The organism is Kitasatospora sp. NPDC018619 (genome assembly GCF_044391605.1).
In the GTDB taxonomy this organism is placed as follows: domain Bacteria; phylum Actinomycetota; class Actinomycetes; order Streptomycetales; family Streptomycetaceae; genus Kitasatospora.
This window is the reverse complement of the sequence record NZ_JBISAI010000009.1, coordinates 166,222-182,502: the sequence shown is the minus strand read 5'-3', so window position 1 is coordinate 182,502 and position 16,281 is coordinate 166,222. Positions and strand designations below refer to the sequence as shown.

Genomic DNA, 16,281 nt, shown 5'->3' with positions numbered 1-16,281 from the left:
GCCGGCCCCGCGGGGCGCCCCGGGCCGCGGGGGGCGCGGGGGGGCGCCCCGCCCGCCCCCCCCCCCCCCCCCCCCCCACGACCGTGTCTTTCCGGCGAGTCCCCGAAGGGCCCGGACGAACCGGAGAATGCGTCGGAAGATCGTCGTCGAACCTCCCGGGAAAGGATTCCAGCGGGTCGTCGGCGACCATGGCCCGTGCCACTGACAACGGGCCGGTGCGCCGTGAATCCCGGGCCGGGACGGAACGGCGGAAATGACGTGCGGTCATGCCGTTCGCCCTCTGCCGCACCCGGCGGAGACCCGTGGGATCCGCAGGACCGTAGGACCCGCCAAGACCCCAGGCCCGTAGGACCCGCAGGACCCGCAGGATCCGCCCTAGGCGGCCCGCTCCGCCCCCTCCTCGACGATCCGCCCGTCCCGGACCTCGATCACCCGGTCGGCGAGCCCCATGAGCGTCGGGTCGTGGGTGGCGACGAGCACCGTGACGCCCTCGCTGCGCACCACCGCGCGCAGCAGCTCCATGATCGAGCGGCCGGTCTCCGAGTCCAGCTGGCCGGTCGGCTCGTCGGCGATGATCAGGCTGGGCTGGTTGGCCAGCGCGCGTGCGATGGCGACGCGCTGCTGCTGGCCGCCGGAGAGCTCGCCGGGGCGCTGGTTGGCGTGGTCGGCCAGGCCGACCAGGGCGAGCAGGGCGTGCGCGCGCTCCTCGCGCTCGGCGGCCGGGGCCTTGCGCAGCCGCAGGGGCACGCCGACGTTCTCGGCGGCGGTGAGCATCGGGATCAGGCCGAAGGACTGGAAGACGAAGCCGATCCGCTCCCGCCGCAGGGCGAGCCGGCCGTCCTCGTCGAGTCCGGCGAGGTCGATGCCGTCCAGCGCGACGGTGCCGCTGGTCGGGTCGTCCAGGCCGCCGACCAGGTTCAGCAGGGTGGTCTTGCCCGAGCCGGACCGGCCCTTGAGCGCGGTGAGCTCGCCGCGGCCGATGGTGAAGGAGACGCCGCGCAGGGCGTGCACGGCCCGCTCGCCGGTGCCGAAGCTGCGGCGGAGGTCGGTCACGGCCACCATCGGCCGGGCGGCGGTCTCGGCGGTGGCGGCCTGGTGCTTCGTCATGCGGCGTCCCCCTGTGGGCGTGGCGGCCCGGTTGCGATCCGGGTCCCGTCCGTTCGACGGATACGAGTGGTCCGATGGTTCACGTTCCCGGGCGGGAATCCGAGAAAGCGGTGTCCCGGGTCAAAGGCGCGCACCGAAGCCGGAGTTGTGAAGTGTGCATGGCATTCTGGTCGGGGCGTCCTCGGCCGGGATGCTACCAATGAAAGGAATTTGCGCACTGCCTACTTGATGAGCGCAAGTCCCTTCCGTTCCTGGATCGGATCTGACAGCATCGTCCGCTATCCGGCGACCGATTGCCGGTGATCCATGCGCTGATGCGCCTGCGGTGCGTCCACCTGTGGCCGATGTGTGCTCAGGGCGGATCGGATCGATGAACGGGGCCCGGAGATGCGACCGGGGACGTCAATCCGGGGGAGGAACCCGATGCTCGGCTTCGTCGTGCGCCGCCTGCGCGGACGAGTGCCGCTGGCCGCCGCCGTCCTGCTCGCGGTGCTGGTCACCACGTCCGTGCTGACCGCCCTGGTGGCCTTCAACAGCAGCGTCGGCGAGGCCGGCCTGCGGCAGGCGCTCCAGGGGCCCGGTCACGCCCGGACCACGGTGGTGGTGACCGGCGAGCACGGGCCCGACCAGCGGACGAAGGACGAGGACGCGCTCGCCGCCTACCGGCAGAAGCTCTTCGGGGACCTGCCCGTGCGCACCGACGGCATGACGCGCAGCCACTCCTACGGACTGCCGGACCCGGGCGGCACGGCGGCCGACAGCGCCCCCGGCGGCCAGACACCCGGCGGCCAGGCCCCCGGTGCCCCGTCCGACCTGACGGTCCTCGCCGACCTCGACCGCGGCCGGGTGCGGCTGCTGGCCGGCGCCTGGCCGGGCACCGCCTCCGGGCCGGCCCCGTCCGCCGCCCCGGAGGCCGCCGTCCCGCAGAGCCTGCTGCGCCGCCTCGGCCTGACCGAGCAGGCGCTGCCCGCCGAGGTCCGCCTCGTCGACCGGAGCGACGGCAAGCCGCTGACCGTCAAGGTCACCGGCGTCTACCGGGCCACCGACCCGACCGCCCCGTACTGGCGGACCGACCCCGTCGGCGGCCACGAGGTCGAGGTCCGCGGCTTCACCACCTTCGGCCCGATGATGGTCGACCAGAGCGCCTTCACCGCCGGCGGCCTGGCCCAGGGCGGCCGCGGCTGGTCGCTGGACCCGGACTTCTCCGGCGCCGACCGGGCCACCGCCCAGGCCGTCGGCGACCGCGCCCAGGGCCTCGCCGACGAGCTGCGGTCCACCGCCTCGCTCACCGCGAAGACCGAACTGCCGGACATCATGCGCGAGCTGTCGGACAGCATGGTGGTCGCCCGGTCCACCCTGCTGATCGGCGCCCTCCAGTTGGCGGTGCTCGCCGCGGCCGCCCTGCTGCTGGTCGTCCACCTGATCGCCGCGCGGCAGGAGTCCGAGAACGAGGTGCTCGCCGCACGCGGCGCCTCGGCCGTCCGGCTCGGCTCCTTCACCGCCCTGGAGTCGCTGCTGCTGGCCCTGCCCGCAGCGGTGTTCGCGCCGCTGCTGACCCCGTTCCTGATCCGGGCGCTGGCCGGGCTCGGCAGCTCGCACCAGGTCGCCCTGGACACCGGGGTCAGCTGGTCGCTCTGGCCGGTGGCCGTGCTCTGCGCGTTCTCCTGCATCCTGCTGGCCACCGTGCCCAGCCTGGTGCGCGGCGTCGGCGCCGCCCTGCGCCGCCGGGCCGGCCGGCGCCAGGCCGTGGTCTCCGGCGTGGCCCGCAACGGCGGCGACCTCGCCGTGCTCGTCCTGGCCGCGCTCGCCTACCAGCAGCTCGACCAGTACGGCGGCGGGCTGTCCCCCGACGCCACCGGCCGGCTGGACGTGGACCCGCTGCTGGTCGCCACCCCCACCCTCGCCCTGTGCGCGGGGACCCTGGTGGTGCTGCGTCTGCTGCCGCTCGTCGCCCGGCTGGGCGCCCGGATCGCCGCCCGGGGCAGGGGCCTGGGCCCCGCGATGGTCGGCTGGCAGCTGGCCCGCAGGCCCGGCCGCGCCACCGGCCCCGTCCTGCTGCTCGTCATGGCCGTGGCCACCGGCGTCCTGGCCCTCGGCCAGCACGCCACCTGGACCACCTCCCAGCGCGACCAGGCCTCCTTCGCCACCGCCGGCGGCCTGCGCATCTCCGGGTCGCACAACACGCCCATGGGCCAGGGCGGCCGCTACGGCGCACTGCCCGGCGGCGACCGGCTGGTCCCGGTGGTGCGCGACGAGCAGCCGCTGGACAACGGCACCGGCCAGGTGCTGGCCGTGGACGCCGCCGGCTTCGCCGCGCACGTCCCGCTCCGCTCCGACCTGCTCGACGGCCGTACCGCCGCCGACGTCTTCGGCGGGCTCGCCGGCCCCGCCACCGCCGGCATCCCGCTGCCCGGCCACCCGCTGCGGATCGACGCCGACATCACGGTGCAGCAGGAGCCGCAGACCAGGTGGACCACCAGCCCCGTCCACCCCGAGGTCCGGCTGCTGCTGCGCGACCGCTTCGGCCTGGTCCACAAGGCCGCGTTCGGGGAGCTCCCGCTGAACGGCCGGATCCGCTCCTCGATCCCGATCGGCGCCCTGGCCGACGCCCCGGTGGGCTCGGCCGCCGCCCCGCTCACCCTGGTCGGCGCGACCGTCTCCTTCGGCGACCGCGACGAGGGCGAGCTGACCGTGCGGAACCTGGCCGTCGCGGAGAGCGCCGACGGGCCGGCCACCGCCGTCCCGGTGCCGACCGGTGCCGGCTGGACCGTCAAGCCCCCGCCGTCCCGCAGGCTCGGGAGCGGCGCCAAGACCGCCGAGCTCGCCTCCGAGACGGCCGCCGCCGACAACCTGTTCACCGTCCGCTACCACTCCGCCGAGGGCCTCGGCGACTCGGTGCGCGCCGTGCTGACCCCGGCCGGCGCCGCCCCGCCCGCCGCCCTCGGCGGGGTCGCCACCCGCGACTACCTGAAGGCCGTCGGCGCCAAGGTCGGCGACACCGTCCAGGTGCCGTTCAGCGGCGTCGTCGTCCCGGTCCGGATCACCGGAGCGGTCGAGGCCGTCCCGGTCGGCGGCCGCCTGGCGCTGGTGGTGGACCTCGGCTCGGTCGCCCGGGCACTGGCCGCCGCGGACCGCGGCCTGCCGCCCCGGACCGAGTGGTGGCTGCCCGCCACGGGCCCGGGCGACCGCGTCCCGGCCGAGGCCGCCGCCGCCCTGCGCGGCGCCCCGGGCAGCCAGGACCTCGCGCTGTACGACGAGGCCTCCGAGAGCCTGTTCGGCGACCCGGTCGGTGCCGCCCCGCAGAGCGCGCTGATGGCCATCGCGGTCGTCACCGCCCTGCTCGCCGCGATCGGCTTCGCCGCCGCCGTGGCCGGAGCCGCGCACGAGCGCTCCCGGGACTCCGCACTGCTGCTCGCCCTGGGGGCCCCGCGCCGGCAGACCGCCCGTACCGCCGCCGCCGAGAACGCCGTGCTGGTCGGTCTCGGCTGCGCCGTCGGCCTGGCCCTGGGTGCCCTGCTCGTCCGGCTGATCGTGCCCTTCGTGGTGCTGACCCCGGCCGCCCGCCGACCGGTGCCCGAGGCCGTGGTCGAGCTGCCGCTCGGTCAGGCGCTGCTGTTCGCGGCCGCGATCGCCGCCGTCCCGTTGCTCTCGGCCTTCCTGATCGGCCGTCGGCGCCGGGACCTGGCCGCCCGGCTGCGCCACGTGGAGGAGATGTGACCACCCAGGCCGGCGCCCCCGCGCCCACCCGCCCGACGCGGCCCGAACCGCAGCCCGCGCGGGCCCACCGGCCCGCGCCCTGGGTCCGCACCCGGCTGCGCGCGATGCCGCTGGCCGCGCTGCTCACCGCGGCCCTCGCCCTCGTCACCGTGTTCCTGGCGGCCGCCTTCCCGCGGATCGGGGACCGGGGCGCGGACACCGCGCTCCAGGAGTTCACCCGAGGCCTGGGCGGCAACGTCACCAGCGTCGAGTTCACCTCGGAGACGATCGGCACCGACAGCGCCGCCGACCTCGAAGCCGTGCGGGACAGGCTCGCCGAGGACGTCGGGCGGCGGCTGCCGCTGGGCCCGTCCGGCGGGGTCCACGGCACCCGGGTCAAGACCGAGCGCTCGATGTTCAACCCCGGGTACACCCGGATCTCCGCCGCCAACCCGGTGCTCGGCCTGTCCTACCTGCACGGCCTCGCCGACCGGGTGACCCTCACCGCGGGCACCTGGCCGGGCCCCGCCCCGGCCGACGGCCCGCTGCCGATCGTGCTGAGCGCCAAGGCCGCCGAGACCCTGAAGATCACTCTCGGTGACACCATCGAGAGCGGCACCGACGGACCGTACCCGCTGCGCAGCACCGTGGTCGGCCTCTACCGGGTCAACGACCCCGGGGACCCGCTCTGGGAGGGGCTCGGCTGCCCGGCCCGGGCCTGCCTGGACGTCAAGGGCGACGAGGCCTGGTACCGGACCAGCGGCTTCGTCGACGGCGGCAGCCTGGGCGCGCTGTCCCGCTGGGGCGCGGCCGGCCAGGACTTCTGGCGGCTGCCCGTCGACCCCGGCGCACTGCGGGCCGACCGGCTCGACGCCACGCGCGCCACCATCGCCTCGTACACCTCCGGCCCCGGCCTGTCCGCGCTGATCACCACCACCCTCCGGGCCGACCTGCACGCCACCTCGCTGATGCCGGACGCGCTGGCCCGGGCCTCCGCCCGCTACCGGGCCGCGGCCCCGCTGGGCGCCATCGGGCCGGTCGGCGTGGCCGGGGTCGCGGTCGTGGTGCTCTGCCTGGCCGCGGCGCTCGGCGCGGACCGCCGCGCGGGCGAGATCCGGCTGCTCCGGGCCCGCGGCGGCTCGCGCGGCGGCGTACTGCTGCGGTTGCTCGGCGAGGGCGCGGTGACCGTGCTGCCCGCCGCCGTGCTCGGGACGGCCCTCGCCCTGGTGCTGCTGCCCACCCCGCGCTGGGGCGGCTCGGTGCTGCTGGCGCTCGCCGTGACGCTGCTCGCGGTCCTGACCTTCCCGCTCCGGGCCGCGCGGCTCTGGGCGCGCCCGCGGTCCGCGGGCGGCTGGCGCCGGGCGGTCGGCGAGCTCGCCCTGCTCGCCGTCACCGCCGCGGCCGTGGCCGAGGTCCACCGACGCGGGGTCGGCCGCCCGGGCGCCGGCGTGGACCCGCTGCTGGTGGCCGCCCCGCTGCTGCTCGCCGTCTCCGGCGGCCTGCTGCTGGCCCGGATCGAGCCGGTCGTGGTCGGCTGGCTGGCCGCCCTGGCCGGCCGCGGCCGCGGACTGGTCGGCTTCCTCGGGCTGGTCCGGGCGGCCCGCGACGACTCGGGGCGGCGCCGGCCCTCCGCGCTGCCGCTGCTCGCCCTGCTGATCGCCGTGACGGCCACCGGCTTCGGCGCGACAGTGCTCTCGACGGTGGACCACTCCAGGACGCGGGCCGCGCGCATCGCCACCGGCGGCGACGTGTCCGTCTCCGTCCCGGTCTACGCCACCCTGCCGGAGGAGTTCACCAGGGCGGCCGGCGAACTGCCCGGCGTGCGGGCCGCGACCGGAGCCTGGATCGAGGACCGGGCCACCTTCGTCGGCGCCGACCGCACCAGCACCGACGCCGTCCTGGTGGTGGTCGAGCCCGAGGCCTACGCGCAGATCGCGCGGACCGTCGGGGTCGGCGGGTTCGACCCGGCCCGGCTGGCCGCTCCGGGCGGCCGGGACACCCCGGTGCCCGCGCTGTTCAGCCGGGGCCTGGCGACGCGGCTGACCGCGGGCGCGCCGCAGGTGCGCACGCCCTCCGGCAGCCAGATGGCCACCTCCGTGGCCGGGGTCGTCACCGCCACGCCCGCTTTGCCGGACCCGGCCAAGCCCTTCGTGGTGGTCCCGGCCGGCCCCGCCGCGGAGCACCTGCCGGAGCTCAGGCGGTCGACGAAGGTGAACACCTGGTTCGCCGTCGGGGACGTGGACCCGGCCCGGGTCCGCGACCTGATGGCGGAGCGCGGCACCGGCGCAGGCGCACGCCTCGGGGGCCTCGCCAAGCTGATCAACGACGAGGCCACGGCGGCCGGCAAGGGCTCGGCCGGGCTGCCCCCCGGCTACGCGGTGCACAGCAGCCGCGAGAAGGTCGCCGAGCTGGCCGACGACCCGGTGCAGCGCGCCGCCGGACGCCTGTTCTGGTACTCGGGCGCCGCCGCCGCCGGGTTCGCCCTGCTGGCCGTGCTGCTGACGCTGCTGCGGGCCGCACCGGACCGTACGGCGGTGCTGGCCCGGCTGCGCACCATGGGCCTGCGGCCCCGGCAGGGGCTGGCGCTGGTCCTCGCCGAGGCGCTGCCGCAGACCCTCGCGGCGGCCGCCGGCGGCGGGCTGGTCGCGCTGGCCGCGGTCGCCCTGCTCGGGGGCGCCTTCGACCTCTCGGCGCTGGTCGGGGCCCCGGTCGCCGGGACGCTGGCCCCGGCGGTCCCGCCGGTACTGCTGCCCACCGCCGGGCTGGGCCTGGTGGTCTGCCTCGGCGTGGTGCTGGAGACGCTGCTCGCCGGCCGGCGCCGGATCGCCACCGAACTGCGGGCGGGGGAGCAGCCGTGAGGCCGGGACGGGCGGCGGCGGCCTGCCGGGAACGGCGGCCAGCGGTGTCCCGGCCGGGACGGCGGCCAAAGCGGTGCCCCGGCCGGGACGGCGGCCCGGGACGGCGGCCCGGACCGTCCGGAGGGTGGAGAGCGGTGCGATGAAGCAGACAGTCGAGACAGGAGTTGAGCGGTGATGAGCACTCCCCAGGAGCAGACGGTCGTCGAGGCCCCCAGCCTCCAGGAGCTCCAGCAGCGGGCCCTCGCCGCCGCCTCGCCCAGGGCGTACGGCGAGGGGGCGGCCATCGTCTGCGACCGGCTGGTCCGGATCTTCAGCGCGGAGGGGGTCGAGGTCCAGGCGCTCCAGGGCCTGGAACTGACCATCCGGCAGGGTGACCTGGTCGCCCTGGTCGGCGCCTCCGGCAGCGGCAAGTCCACGCTGCTCACGATCCTCGCCGGGCTGGACGTGCCGACCGCCGGCACCGCCACCGTGGCCGGCTGCGACCTGCTGGAGATGTCGGTCAAGGAGCGGCTGCGCTACCGGCGGGAGGTGGTCGGCTTCATCTGGCAGCAGACCGCCCGCAACCTGCTGCCCTTCCTGACCGCCGCCGAGAACATCGCCCTGCCGATGCAGCTGCGCGGCCGGCGTGCGGGCGCCGGCGGGGTCAAGCGGCAGACGGCCCGGGTGGCGGAGCTGCTGGAGGCGCTGGAGATCGGCGACCTCGCCCGCCGCAAGCCCAACGAGCTCTCCGGCGGCCAGCAGCAGCGGGTGGCGATCGCGGTGGCGATGGCCAACAACCCGCCGGTGCTGCTCGCCGACGAACCCACCGGCGAGCTGGACTCGGAGACCGCCGGGGTCATCTTCGAGTCCTTCCGCACCGTCAACCGCGAACTGGGCGCCACCGTGGTGATCGTCACCCACGACCCGATGGTCGCGGGTGAGGTCCGCCGCACGGTCGCGATCCGGGACGGGCGGACCGCCAGCGAGGTGCTGCGCCGCACCGTGACGGACGAGCACGGCGAGGAGTCGGTGAACGAGCGCGAGTACGTGATGCTGGACCGCAGCGGCCGGGTGCAGCTGCCGGTCAAGTTCCTGGAGTCGCTGGGCATGCGGGACCGGGTGGCGGTCGACCTCGCGGCCGACCACATCGAGGTCCGGCCGGACGACCTCGCGGGGCACTGACCCGGCGCGCGCCGGGCCGGGAGGCGGCGCCCGCCGCCTCCCCGGGCCGCTCAGCCGTCGCCGCCCGTCCGCTGGAACAGCCCGCTGCCCTCGGCGTCCGCCCGGAGGTCGGGCGGCGCCTGCTCCGCGGCGCGCTCGCCGCGGGAGGTGGCGGTGCAGAGCGCGAAGACGATCAGGGCACTGGCCGCCACGGCGAGGATGCCCAGAGCGGTCAGGACGCGGAGCCAGGTCAAGGGAGTGCCTCCTGGGGGACGGTGCGGTCCACACCGGAGTGGACGACGCTGCCGGGGAGGTATCGGCAGGTCGGGCCGCGCGGTCGAGTGCGCACGGACGGTTCTTCCCGCCGGGTGGCGCAGAAGAGGTCGCTCACGGAGGCGCTCGAAGCACTCGCCGGGCGCGTCACATCCCGTCGCGCGCCCCCAGGGTGGCGGCCGCCCGTCCGGCCCCCTCGCCCACCTGGGCCCGCAGCGCGCCGAGGTCCGGCTTCCCGAGGCCGGTCAGCGGGATCGCGGGCAGCAGCAGGAGCGATTCGGGGGCGCACCGGCCCGGGCCGCGCGCCCGGAGCCAGCCGTGCAGCTGCTCGACCGTCAGCCGCGAGCCGGGCGCGAGGGCGACGGCGGCGTGCACCCGTTCCAGCCGGTCCGGGTCGGCGGTCGTGAACATCACGGCCTCGCGGACCTCCGGGTGCGAGCGCAACGGCTCCTCGATCTCGCGGGGGAACACATTGTGCCCCTCGACGATGGCCATCGGGTCCCGCCGGCCCGCCACCGTCAGGTACCCGGACGGATCCAGGCTGCCCAGGTCGCCGGTGTGCAGCCAGCCGTCCCGCAGCACCCGTTCGGTCAGCTCCGGGTCGCGCCAGTAGCCGGCCATCGCGGTCGGCGTGCGGACGCAGATCTCCCCGGTCCGGCCCGGCGGCAGCTCGGCCCCCTCCTCGTCCACGACGCGCACCGCGGTGTCCGGGTACGGGCGGCCCGCGGTGCTCAGCAGCGGCGGCGCCAGGTGCTCGTCCGGGCCCAGCCGGGAGACCGGCCCGCACTCCGTCAGGCTGTAGGTCTGGTGCAGCACCCGGCCCAGCCGCCGGGTCGCCTCGGCGAGGCGCCGCGGTGAGGGCGGGCAGCCGGTGTAGCCGACCCGGCGCAGGCTCCCGGTGTCGGTGGTGGGCAGCAGCGGGTGGTCCAGCAGCCGGTACAGCAGGTGCGGCGGCAGGTACGTCCGGGTCACCCGGTACCGCTCGACCGCCGCCAGCACCGCCCCCGCGTCGAACCCGTCCTGCAGCACCACGGTGCCGCCCGCCGCCAGCGCCAGGTCCGCCGTGCCGCCGCCGCCGTGGCAGAGCGGGGTGCACAGCAGGAAGACCGAGCCGAACGGCAGCGGCGGGCGGGGCGGACGGCCGAAGCGCCGCAGCACGCCCTTCGGCCGCCCGGTGGTGCCGCCGGTGAACCGCACCGCCATCACGTCCTCGGGGCGGCCGCGGGGGCCGAACGGGGCGGGGGAGCGGTCCGCGGCGAGGTCCAGCAGGTCCGAGCCGAGCCCGAGCGGCGACGGGCCCAGGGACAGCAGGACGGCCGAGGGCACCACCCGTGCGACCCCCTCGGCCGCCGCCGCGCACCGGACCGGGTCGAAGACCAGTGCGGCCGTCCCGGCGAACTCCGCCAGCGCCACCTGCTCCGCGACCGGCCCGTCCGGGAACGGCATCGCGACCCGGCAGCCCAGCAGGTTCGCGGCCAGCCGCACCAGCAGCGCCTCCGGCCGGTTCCCGGCCAGCACCGTCACACCGTCCCCGCGCCCGAGCCCGGCCCGCTCCAGCACGCGGGCGACGCGGTGCACCAGGTCCAGGCAGCGCTGCCCGCTCCACCCCTCCTGCCCGCACCGCAGTGCCACCCGGGCGGGGTCGCGCGCGAGCCCGTCCAGTACCAGCGCGGTGTACGTCGCAGCCGCCTCCGCCATGGCCCGCCTCCTGTCTGACGGTTCGTCAGCCTAGTGGAAGGCCGGTCCCACGGGTGCACTGCGGTCGCCCGCGGCCCCACGGGCACCGGTGGGGCCGCGGGCGGCGGCCCGGGGTTGTTGTTAGGGTTCCCGGTCGGACGTGGACGGGGGCGGGCTGGTGGACGGCAGGGCGGACGCGGTGGTGGCGCCGCGCGGGGTGGTCGATCTGCGGGGCGAGGGCGGGGCGCGGTTCGTCGCCGCCTACCCGGCCGACGCCGTCGTGGTGGTCTCCGGGCTGCCGGGAGCGGGGAAGAGCACGCTGCTGCGGCGCTGGTCCGGGGCGGGCGTCCGGGCCGTGGACCCGCGGACGGTGCACGAGGCCTGCGAGGCGGTGATGCCCGCCGCCCTGCCGTACGCGGTGTACCGGCCGTGGGCCCGGCTGGAGCACGCCCGGCTGCTGCGCTCCTCGGTGCGCGCCGGCGGCCCGCTCCTGGTGCACGACTGCGGCAGCCGCGCCTGGATGCGGCGCTGGCTCGCCCGGGAGGCGGCCCGCCGGGGCCGCGAGCTGCACCTGGTGCTGCTGGACGTCGGCGCCGCCACCGCGCTGGACGGCCAGCGGGCCCGCGGCCGGCACGCCTCCGCCCGGGCCTTCAGCCGCCACCGCCGCGGACTGGAGCGCCTGCTCGCCGCCTTCACCCGGCACGTGCGCTCCGGCGGGCCGGTGCCGACGCCGGAGGCCTCCTCCGTGCTCCTGCTCGACGCCGTCTCCCGCGCCCGCGCCGAGAGCGTCCGCTTCGGCGCCGCACCCTGAGGCTCAGCCCCGGGCCCGGCGCTCGGCCGCCGCGTGCCACCAGCCGGGCGGGGAGGGGCCGGTCACGGCCGCCGACGCCTGCTCGGGATGGAGCCCGAGCAGACGCAGCGCGTCGGCACGGACCCGGATGCCGACCCAGCACTGCCGGCTGCCGTCCCGCCCGGCCCCGCTGATCAGGTCGAAGCACACCGCGTCCGCGGCGAAGGGCGGCCAGTCGATGCCCCGGTCGCGCAGTCAGGCGCGCAGGGCGGCCGGCGGGGTGGGGCGGCCGGGCAGGTTCCGGTAGGCGGTGACGGTGATCCACGCGTCGGGTTCGCTCATGCGGCCATCCTGCCACCGGCGGCCGGGGCACGGGCGATTACCGGCCTACCACCGCTCCATGACCGCCACTTCGTCCGGCGCCCCGGCCCGGCACTGCCAGACTGGAGCGGCAGAGTCCGTCACGCAGAGAGGCCGCACCCCGCATGTCCAGCAGCGCCGTCGTCGAGAACCCGTGGTTCCGCAGGTTCAACCCGTCCGAATCCGCGCCCGCCCGGATCGTGATCTTCCCGCACGCCGGCGGCTCGGCCAGCTACTACCTGGAGTACGCCAACGCGCTGGCGCCGTGCGCGGACGTGCTCGCCGTCCAGTATCCGGGCCGGCAGAACCGGATCGGCGAGCCGACGATCGGCTCGGTGACGGCGCTCGCCGAGCAGCTCGCCCACGAGCTGCGCAACTGGGCGGACCGGCCGCTCACCTTCTTCGGGCACAGCATGGGCGCGTCCGTCGCCTTCGAGACGGTCCGGTGCTTCGAGCGCGACGGCGTCCCGGGGCCCGAACGGCTCGTCGTCTCGGCGGGCCGCGCGCCCTCGCTGCGCCGGACGACCACGGTCCACCAGCTGCCGGACGACGAGCTGCTCGCCGAGATCTCCGCGATGGGCGGCACCGACGAGCGGATCTTCGAGATCCCCGGCCTGCGCGAGCTGGTCCTGCCGAGCCTGCGCGCCGACTACCGGGCCGTCGAGACCTACTGCAGCGCCCCCGACGCGACGGTGTCACTGCCGATCACCGCCCTGGCCGGGGAGTCCGACGCGCACGCCACCGTCGACCAGGTCCGCCAGTGGGCGCGGCACACCACCGGCGCCTTCGACCTGCGGGTCTTCCAGGGCGGCCACTTCTACCTGGCCGACCGCACCGAGGACGTGGTGCGGGTGCTCACCGCGCACCTGGGCGGCTGAGCGGGCCCGGGCGGCCGGTCCGGACGCGGACCCGACGGTCGAACCGATGTGTCACCCACCGGTGACCGGAGCGTGCCCGCTCGACTACTGTGCCTGCGTGACGGGCCGTCAACAGACCACCGGGAGGCAGTCGTGCGCCGGATCGCCGTCGTCGGAGCGGGCCAGGCAGGCCTCCAGCTCGCGCTCGGGCTGGTGGCGGACGGGTACCGGGTGACGCTGGTGGCCGAGCGCACCCCGGAACAGCTGCGCGGCGGCCGGGTGCTGTCCACCCAGGCGATGTTCGGCCCCGCGCTGCGGATCGAGGCGGCGGCCGGGCTGGACCTCTGGGCGGACCGGGCGCCGGCCGTCCGCGCGGTCGAGGCGGTGCTGGCGGCGCCCCCGGGCGTGCGCGCGCTGGAGTTCACCATGACCCCGGACGAGCCCGCCCAGTCCGTGGACCAGCGGCTCAAGCTGGCCGGCTGGCTGGAGCTGCTGGCCGAGCGCGGCGGCGTGGTCGAGTACCGGACGCTGGACCGGGACGGGCTGTACGAGCTGGCCCGGCGGCACGAGCTGACCGTGGTCGCGGCCGGCCGCGGCGCCCTCGCCGGGGTCTTCGCGCGGGACGCCGCCCGCTCGCCCTTCGACCGGCCCCAGCGGGTGCTGTCCTGCCTGTACGCGCACGGCGTCGGCTCACCGGACCCGGCCGCCGGGCCGAGGGCCCGGATGAACGCCCTGCCCGGCCTCGGCGAGCTGTACCTCCAGCCGGCGCTGACCCTCTCCGGGCCCTGCGACATCCTGCTCTGGGAGGCGCTGCCCGGCGGACCGCTGGACGCGTTCGGCGACGCCCCGCCGCCGGACGTCCAACTGGCGAGGATCCGCGAGCTGTTGGGCGAGTACCTGCCCTGGGAGGCGGAGCTCTGGACGCGGGCCGAGCCGACCGACGCGGGGGCCGGGCTGTTCGGCGCGGTCACCCCGGTGGTCCGGCACCCGGTGGCGGAACTCGGCTCCGGGGTGGACTCCGTGCACGTGCTGGGCCTCGGCGACGCGGTGGTGGTCACCGACCCGATCACCGGGCAGGGCGCCAACAACGCCGCCCGGGCGGCCGAGGCCTGCCGTCGGGCCGTCGTGGAGCACGGCGACGCCCCGTACACGGCCGACTGGATGTGCCGCACCGCCGAGCGATTCTGGCAGCAACAGGCCCGCCACAGCGTGGAGTTCACCGCCGCGATGCTCACCGTTCCGGAGCACCTCCAAGCGGTGTTCGCGGCCGCCGCCGACCACCCCGAGGTCGGCCGCCGGCTCGCCAACACCTACGCCGAGCCGAGCGACCACGCCGCCTGGCTGGCCACCCCCGAGCTGACCGCCGCCTACCTGGCCTCGCTGGGCTGAGCCGGCGCGACTTGCCCCGGCCCGGCCCGCGGGACGACGCTGGAGGAAGACGGCAAAGGAGCGGGAGGCGCACCCGTGGACGGACGCGACCCCGCGGGCCGGCCCGCCGTCGGCCACCGGAGCGTGCCGCACACGGCCGACCTGCGGATGGAGGCCTGGGCACCGACGGCCGAGGGCTGCATCGGCGAGCTGGTGCACGCCGTGGTCGGCAGCTTCGCCGACCTCACCGGCGCGCGGATCGTCGGCGAGCGCGGCTGCACCGTCCTCGCGGCGAGCGACCCGGACCTGCTCGCGGGCGTCCTGGAGGAGGTCGTCTACCGGCTGGACGCGGACGGCGAACTGCCGGCGGCGGTGGCGGTCGGCCCGATCGAGGGCCCGGACGGCGCCCGCCGGGTGGCCGTCCGCTTCCGGATGGCCGACGCCGCCACGGCCGTCCTGGTCGGCGCGGTGCCGAAGGCCGTCTCCCTGCACGACCTGGACCTGAGCCCGGGGCCGCACGGCTGGACCGGCCGGGCCGTCGTCGACGTCTGAACCCGGCCCCGGCCCTGGTGCGGCGGCCCGGGGCGGCGGGCCGAGCGGGGTGAGCGAGAGCGGGGTGATCGAGGTGGAGATCGTACTGGCCGAGGCCGGCCGGCACCGCTGGCGGATCGAGCCGCGCCCGCCGATGCGGGTGCCCGGCGTGGTGTTCGCGAGCGGCGCGCTGCTGCCGCAGGCCGCCGGGGACAGGGCGCTGGAGCAGGTGGCGAACGTCGCGGCGCTGCCCGGGATCGTCCGCGCCTCCTACGCCATGCCCGACGTGCACTGGGGCTACGGCTTCCCGATCGGCGGCGTCGCCGCCACCGACGTCGGGCGGGGCGGGGTGGTCTCGCCCGGCGGAGTGGGCTTCGACATCTCCTGCGGCGTCCGGCTGCTGGCGGCCGGCGTCGGGCGCGAGGAACTCGACCGGGAGCGGATCGGCCGGCTGATGGACCTGCTGGACGGCACCGTCCCGCGCGGCCTGGGCCGGGGCGGGCTGTGGCGGCTGTCCGGACCGGAGGAACTGGACGAGCTCCTGCTCGGCGGCGCCCGCTACGCCGTCGAACACGGCCACGGCGTGCCGCGCGACCTGGAGCGGTGCGAGGACCGCGGGGTGCTGCCCGGCGCGGCCCCCGGCGAGGTGGGCACCCGGGCCGTCGAGCGCGGCCTGCAGCAGGTCGGCAGCCTCGGCTCGGCCAACCACTTCCTGGAGGTGCAGGCCGTCGACCGGGTGCACGACACCCGGACGGCCACCGCCTTCGGCCTGCGGCCCGGCCAGGTCTGCGTCATGATCCACTGCGGCTCGCGCGGCCTCGGCCACCAGGTCTGCACCGACCACGTGCGCGCCATGGACCGCGAGCTGGACCGCCACCGGATCGAGCTCCCGGACCGCCAGCTCGCCTGCACCCCGGTCGACTCCCCGCGCGGCCGTGCCTACCTGGGCGCCATGACCGCCGCCGCCAACTACGGCCGGGCCAACCGGCAGCTGCTCGCCGAGGCGGCCCGCCGCGCCTTCGCCACCGTGCTGGGCGTCGGGCTGGAGCTGGTCTACGACGTCTCGCACAACCTCGCCAAGCTGGAGACCCACGACGTGGACGGCGAGCTCCGGACGCTCTGCGTGCACCGCAAGGGCGCCACCCGGGCACTGCCCCCGGGGGACCCGGACCTGCCCGCCGACCTGGCCGCGGCCGGGCAGCCGGTGCTGGTGCCCGGCACCATGGGCACCGCCTCGTACGTCATGGTCGGCCTGCCCGGCAACGAGGCCTTCCACTCCGCCTGCCACGGCGCCGGGCGGGTGCTGAGCCGCCACCAGGCGCTGCGCACGGTGCGCGGCGAGCAGCTGAAGGACGAGCTGGAGACGCGGGGCGTCGCGGTGCGGCCGGCCTCCTGGCGGGCGCTGGCCGAGGAGACCCCCGAGGCGTACAAGGACGTCGACGCGGTGGCCGCCGTCACCGCGGCCGTCGGGCTCGCCCGGCCGGTCGCCCGGCTGGTGCCGCTGGGGGTGTGCAAGGGGTGAGTTCGCGGGGCCGGCCCGGGCGCGTCCCTCGACTCGCCCGGCCGGACGCGCTTGGATGTCGGACGCCTCCGGCTCCGGAGCGCACCCGTCACAGGAGGTGGC

12 protein-coding genes are annotated in these 16,281 nt (G+C 77.0%); 8 read left to right on the top strand and 4 right to left on the bottom strand.

Annotated features, from left to right (window positions below):
* Positions 1–375: 375 nt before the first annotated feature.
* Complete coding sequence (locus ACH5AR_RS16690; RefSeq protein ID WP_396302138.1) at positions 376–1,107, bottom strand: ABC transporter ATP-binding protein; 732 nt, start codon at positions 1,105–1,107, stop codon at positions 376–378.
* A gap of 423 nt (positions 1,108–1,530) precedes the next feature.
* Between ACH5AR_RS16690 and ACH5AR_RS16685 the strand changes: the two genes are divergently transcribed.
* The 3 genes from ACH5AR_RS16685 to ACH5AR_RS16675 all read left to right on the top strand — a co-directional run bounded on the left by ACH5AR_RS16685 (position 1,531) and on the right by ACH5AR_RS16675 (position 8,822).
* Entirely contained in the window at positions 1,531–4,824 is a 3,294-nt protein-coding gene (locus ACH5AR_RS16685; protein ID WP_396302137.1) for an FtsX-like permease family protein, read from the top strand.
* Complete coding sequence (locus ACH5AR_RS16680) at positions 4,821–7,661, top strand: hypothetical protein (protein ID WP_396302136.1); 2,841 nt, start codon at positions 4,821–4,823, stop codon at positions 7,659–7,661. Before ACH5AR_RS16685 ends, ACH5AR_RS16680 begins: the two co-directional genes overlap by 4 nt.
* 174 nt (positions 7,662–7,835) lie before the next feature.
* Entirely contained in the window at positions 7,836–8,822 is a 987-nt protein-coding gene (locus ACH5AR_RS16675) for an ABC transporter ATP-binding protein (RefSeq protein WP_396302135.1), read from the top strand.
* Between the two features lie 50 nt (positions 8,823–8,872).
* Here the strand turns inward: ACH5AR_RS16675 and ACH5AR_RS16670 are convergent, their stop codons facing one another.
* Positions 8,873–9,055, bottom strand: coding sequence for a hypothetical protein (locus ACH5AR_RS16670; protein WP_396302134.1), 183 nt, complete (start codon positions 9,053–9,055; stop codon positions 8,873–8,875).
* A gap of 166 nt (positions 9,056–9,221) precedes the next feature.
* A complete protein-coding gene (locus tag ACH5AR_RS16665) occupies positions 9,222–10,772 on the bottom strand; it encodes an AMP-binding protein (RefSeq protein WP_396302133.1) in 1,551 nt (516 codons plus the stop codon).
* A 139-nt stretch (positions 10,773–10,911) separates the two neighbouring features.
* Here ACH5AR_RS16665 and ACH5AR_RS16660 point away from each other — a divergent pair, with 139 nt between their 5' ends.
* Entirely contained in the window at positions 10,912–11,562 is a 651-nt protein-coding gene (locus ACH5AR_RS16660; RefSeq protein WP_396302132.1) for an AAA family ATPase, read from the top strand.
* A 3-nt stretch (positions 11,563–11,565) separates the two neighbouring features.
* Here ACH5AR_RS16660 and ACH5AR_RS16655 read toward each other — a convergent pair whose 3' ends face one another.
* Entirely contained in the window at positions 11,566–11,751 is a 186-nt protein-coding gene (locus ACH5AR_RS16655) for a hypothetical protein (protein WP_396302131.1), read from the bottom strand.
* Positions 11,752–12,026: 275 nt separating this feature from the next.
* Here ACH5AR_RS16655 and ACH5AR_RS16650 point away from each other — a divergent pair, with 275 nt between their 5' ends.
* The 4 genes from ACH5AR_RS16650 (at position 12,027) to ACH5AR_RS16635 (ending at position 16,179) form a co-directional block, all read left to right on the top strand.
* A complete protein-coding gene (locus ACH5AR_RS16650) occupies positions 12,027–12,779 on the top strand; it encodes a thioesterase II family protein (protein WP_396302130.1) in 753 nt (250 codons plus the stop codon).
* A gap of 132 nt (positions 12,780–12,911) precedes the next feature.
* Positions 12,912–14,147 carry a styrene monooxygenase/indole monooxygenase family protein gene (locus ACH5AR_RS16645; RefSeq protein WP_396302129.1) on the top strand — a complete coding sequence of 412 codons (1,236 nt, stop codon included), beginning with the start codon at positions 12,912–12,914 and terminating at the stop codon, positions 14,145–14,147.
* 75 nt (positions 14,148–14,222) lie between these two features.
* A complete protein-coding gene (locus tag ACH5AR_RS16640; RefSeq protein ID WP_396302128.1) occupies positions 14,223–14,678 on the top strand; it encodes an archease in 456 nt (151 codons plus the stop codon).
* Positions 14,679–14,751: 73 nt separating this feature from the next.
* Positions 14,752–16,179, top strand: a complete 1,428-nt coding sequence (locus ACH5AR_RS16635; RefSeq protein ID WP_396302127.1) for an RtcB family protein — start codon at positions 14,752–14,754, stop codon at positions 16,177–16,179.
* Positions 16,180–16,281: the final 102 nt, after the last annotated feature.

Bases quoted from the DNA above. Each gene is read 5' to 3' on its own strand.
- ACH5AR_RS16690 (WP_396302138.1), bottom strand. From the start codon at position 1,107: ATGACGAAGCACCAGGCCGCCACCGCCGAGACCGCCGCCCGGCCGATG.
- ACH5AR_RS16685 (WP_396302137.1), top strand. From the start codon at position 1,531: ATGCTCGGCTTCGTCGTGCGCCGCCTGCGCGGACGAGTGCCGCTGGCC.
- ACH5AR_RS16675 (WP_396302135.1), top strand. From the start codon at position 7,836: ATGAGCACTCCCCAGGAGCAGACGGTCGTCGAGGCCCCCAGCCTCCAG.
- ACH5AR_RS16665 (WP_396302133.1), bottom strand. From the start codon at position 10,772: ATGGCGGAGGCGGCTGCGACGTACACCGCGCTGGTACTGGACGGGCTC.
- ACH5AR_RS16650 (WP_396302130.1), top strand. From the start codon at position 12,027: ATGTCCAGCAGCGCCGTCGTCGAGAACCCGTGGTTCCGCAGGTTCAAC.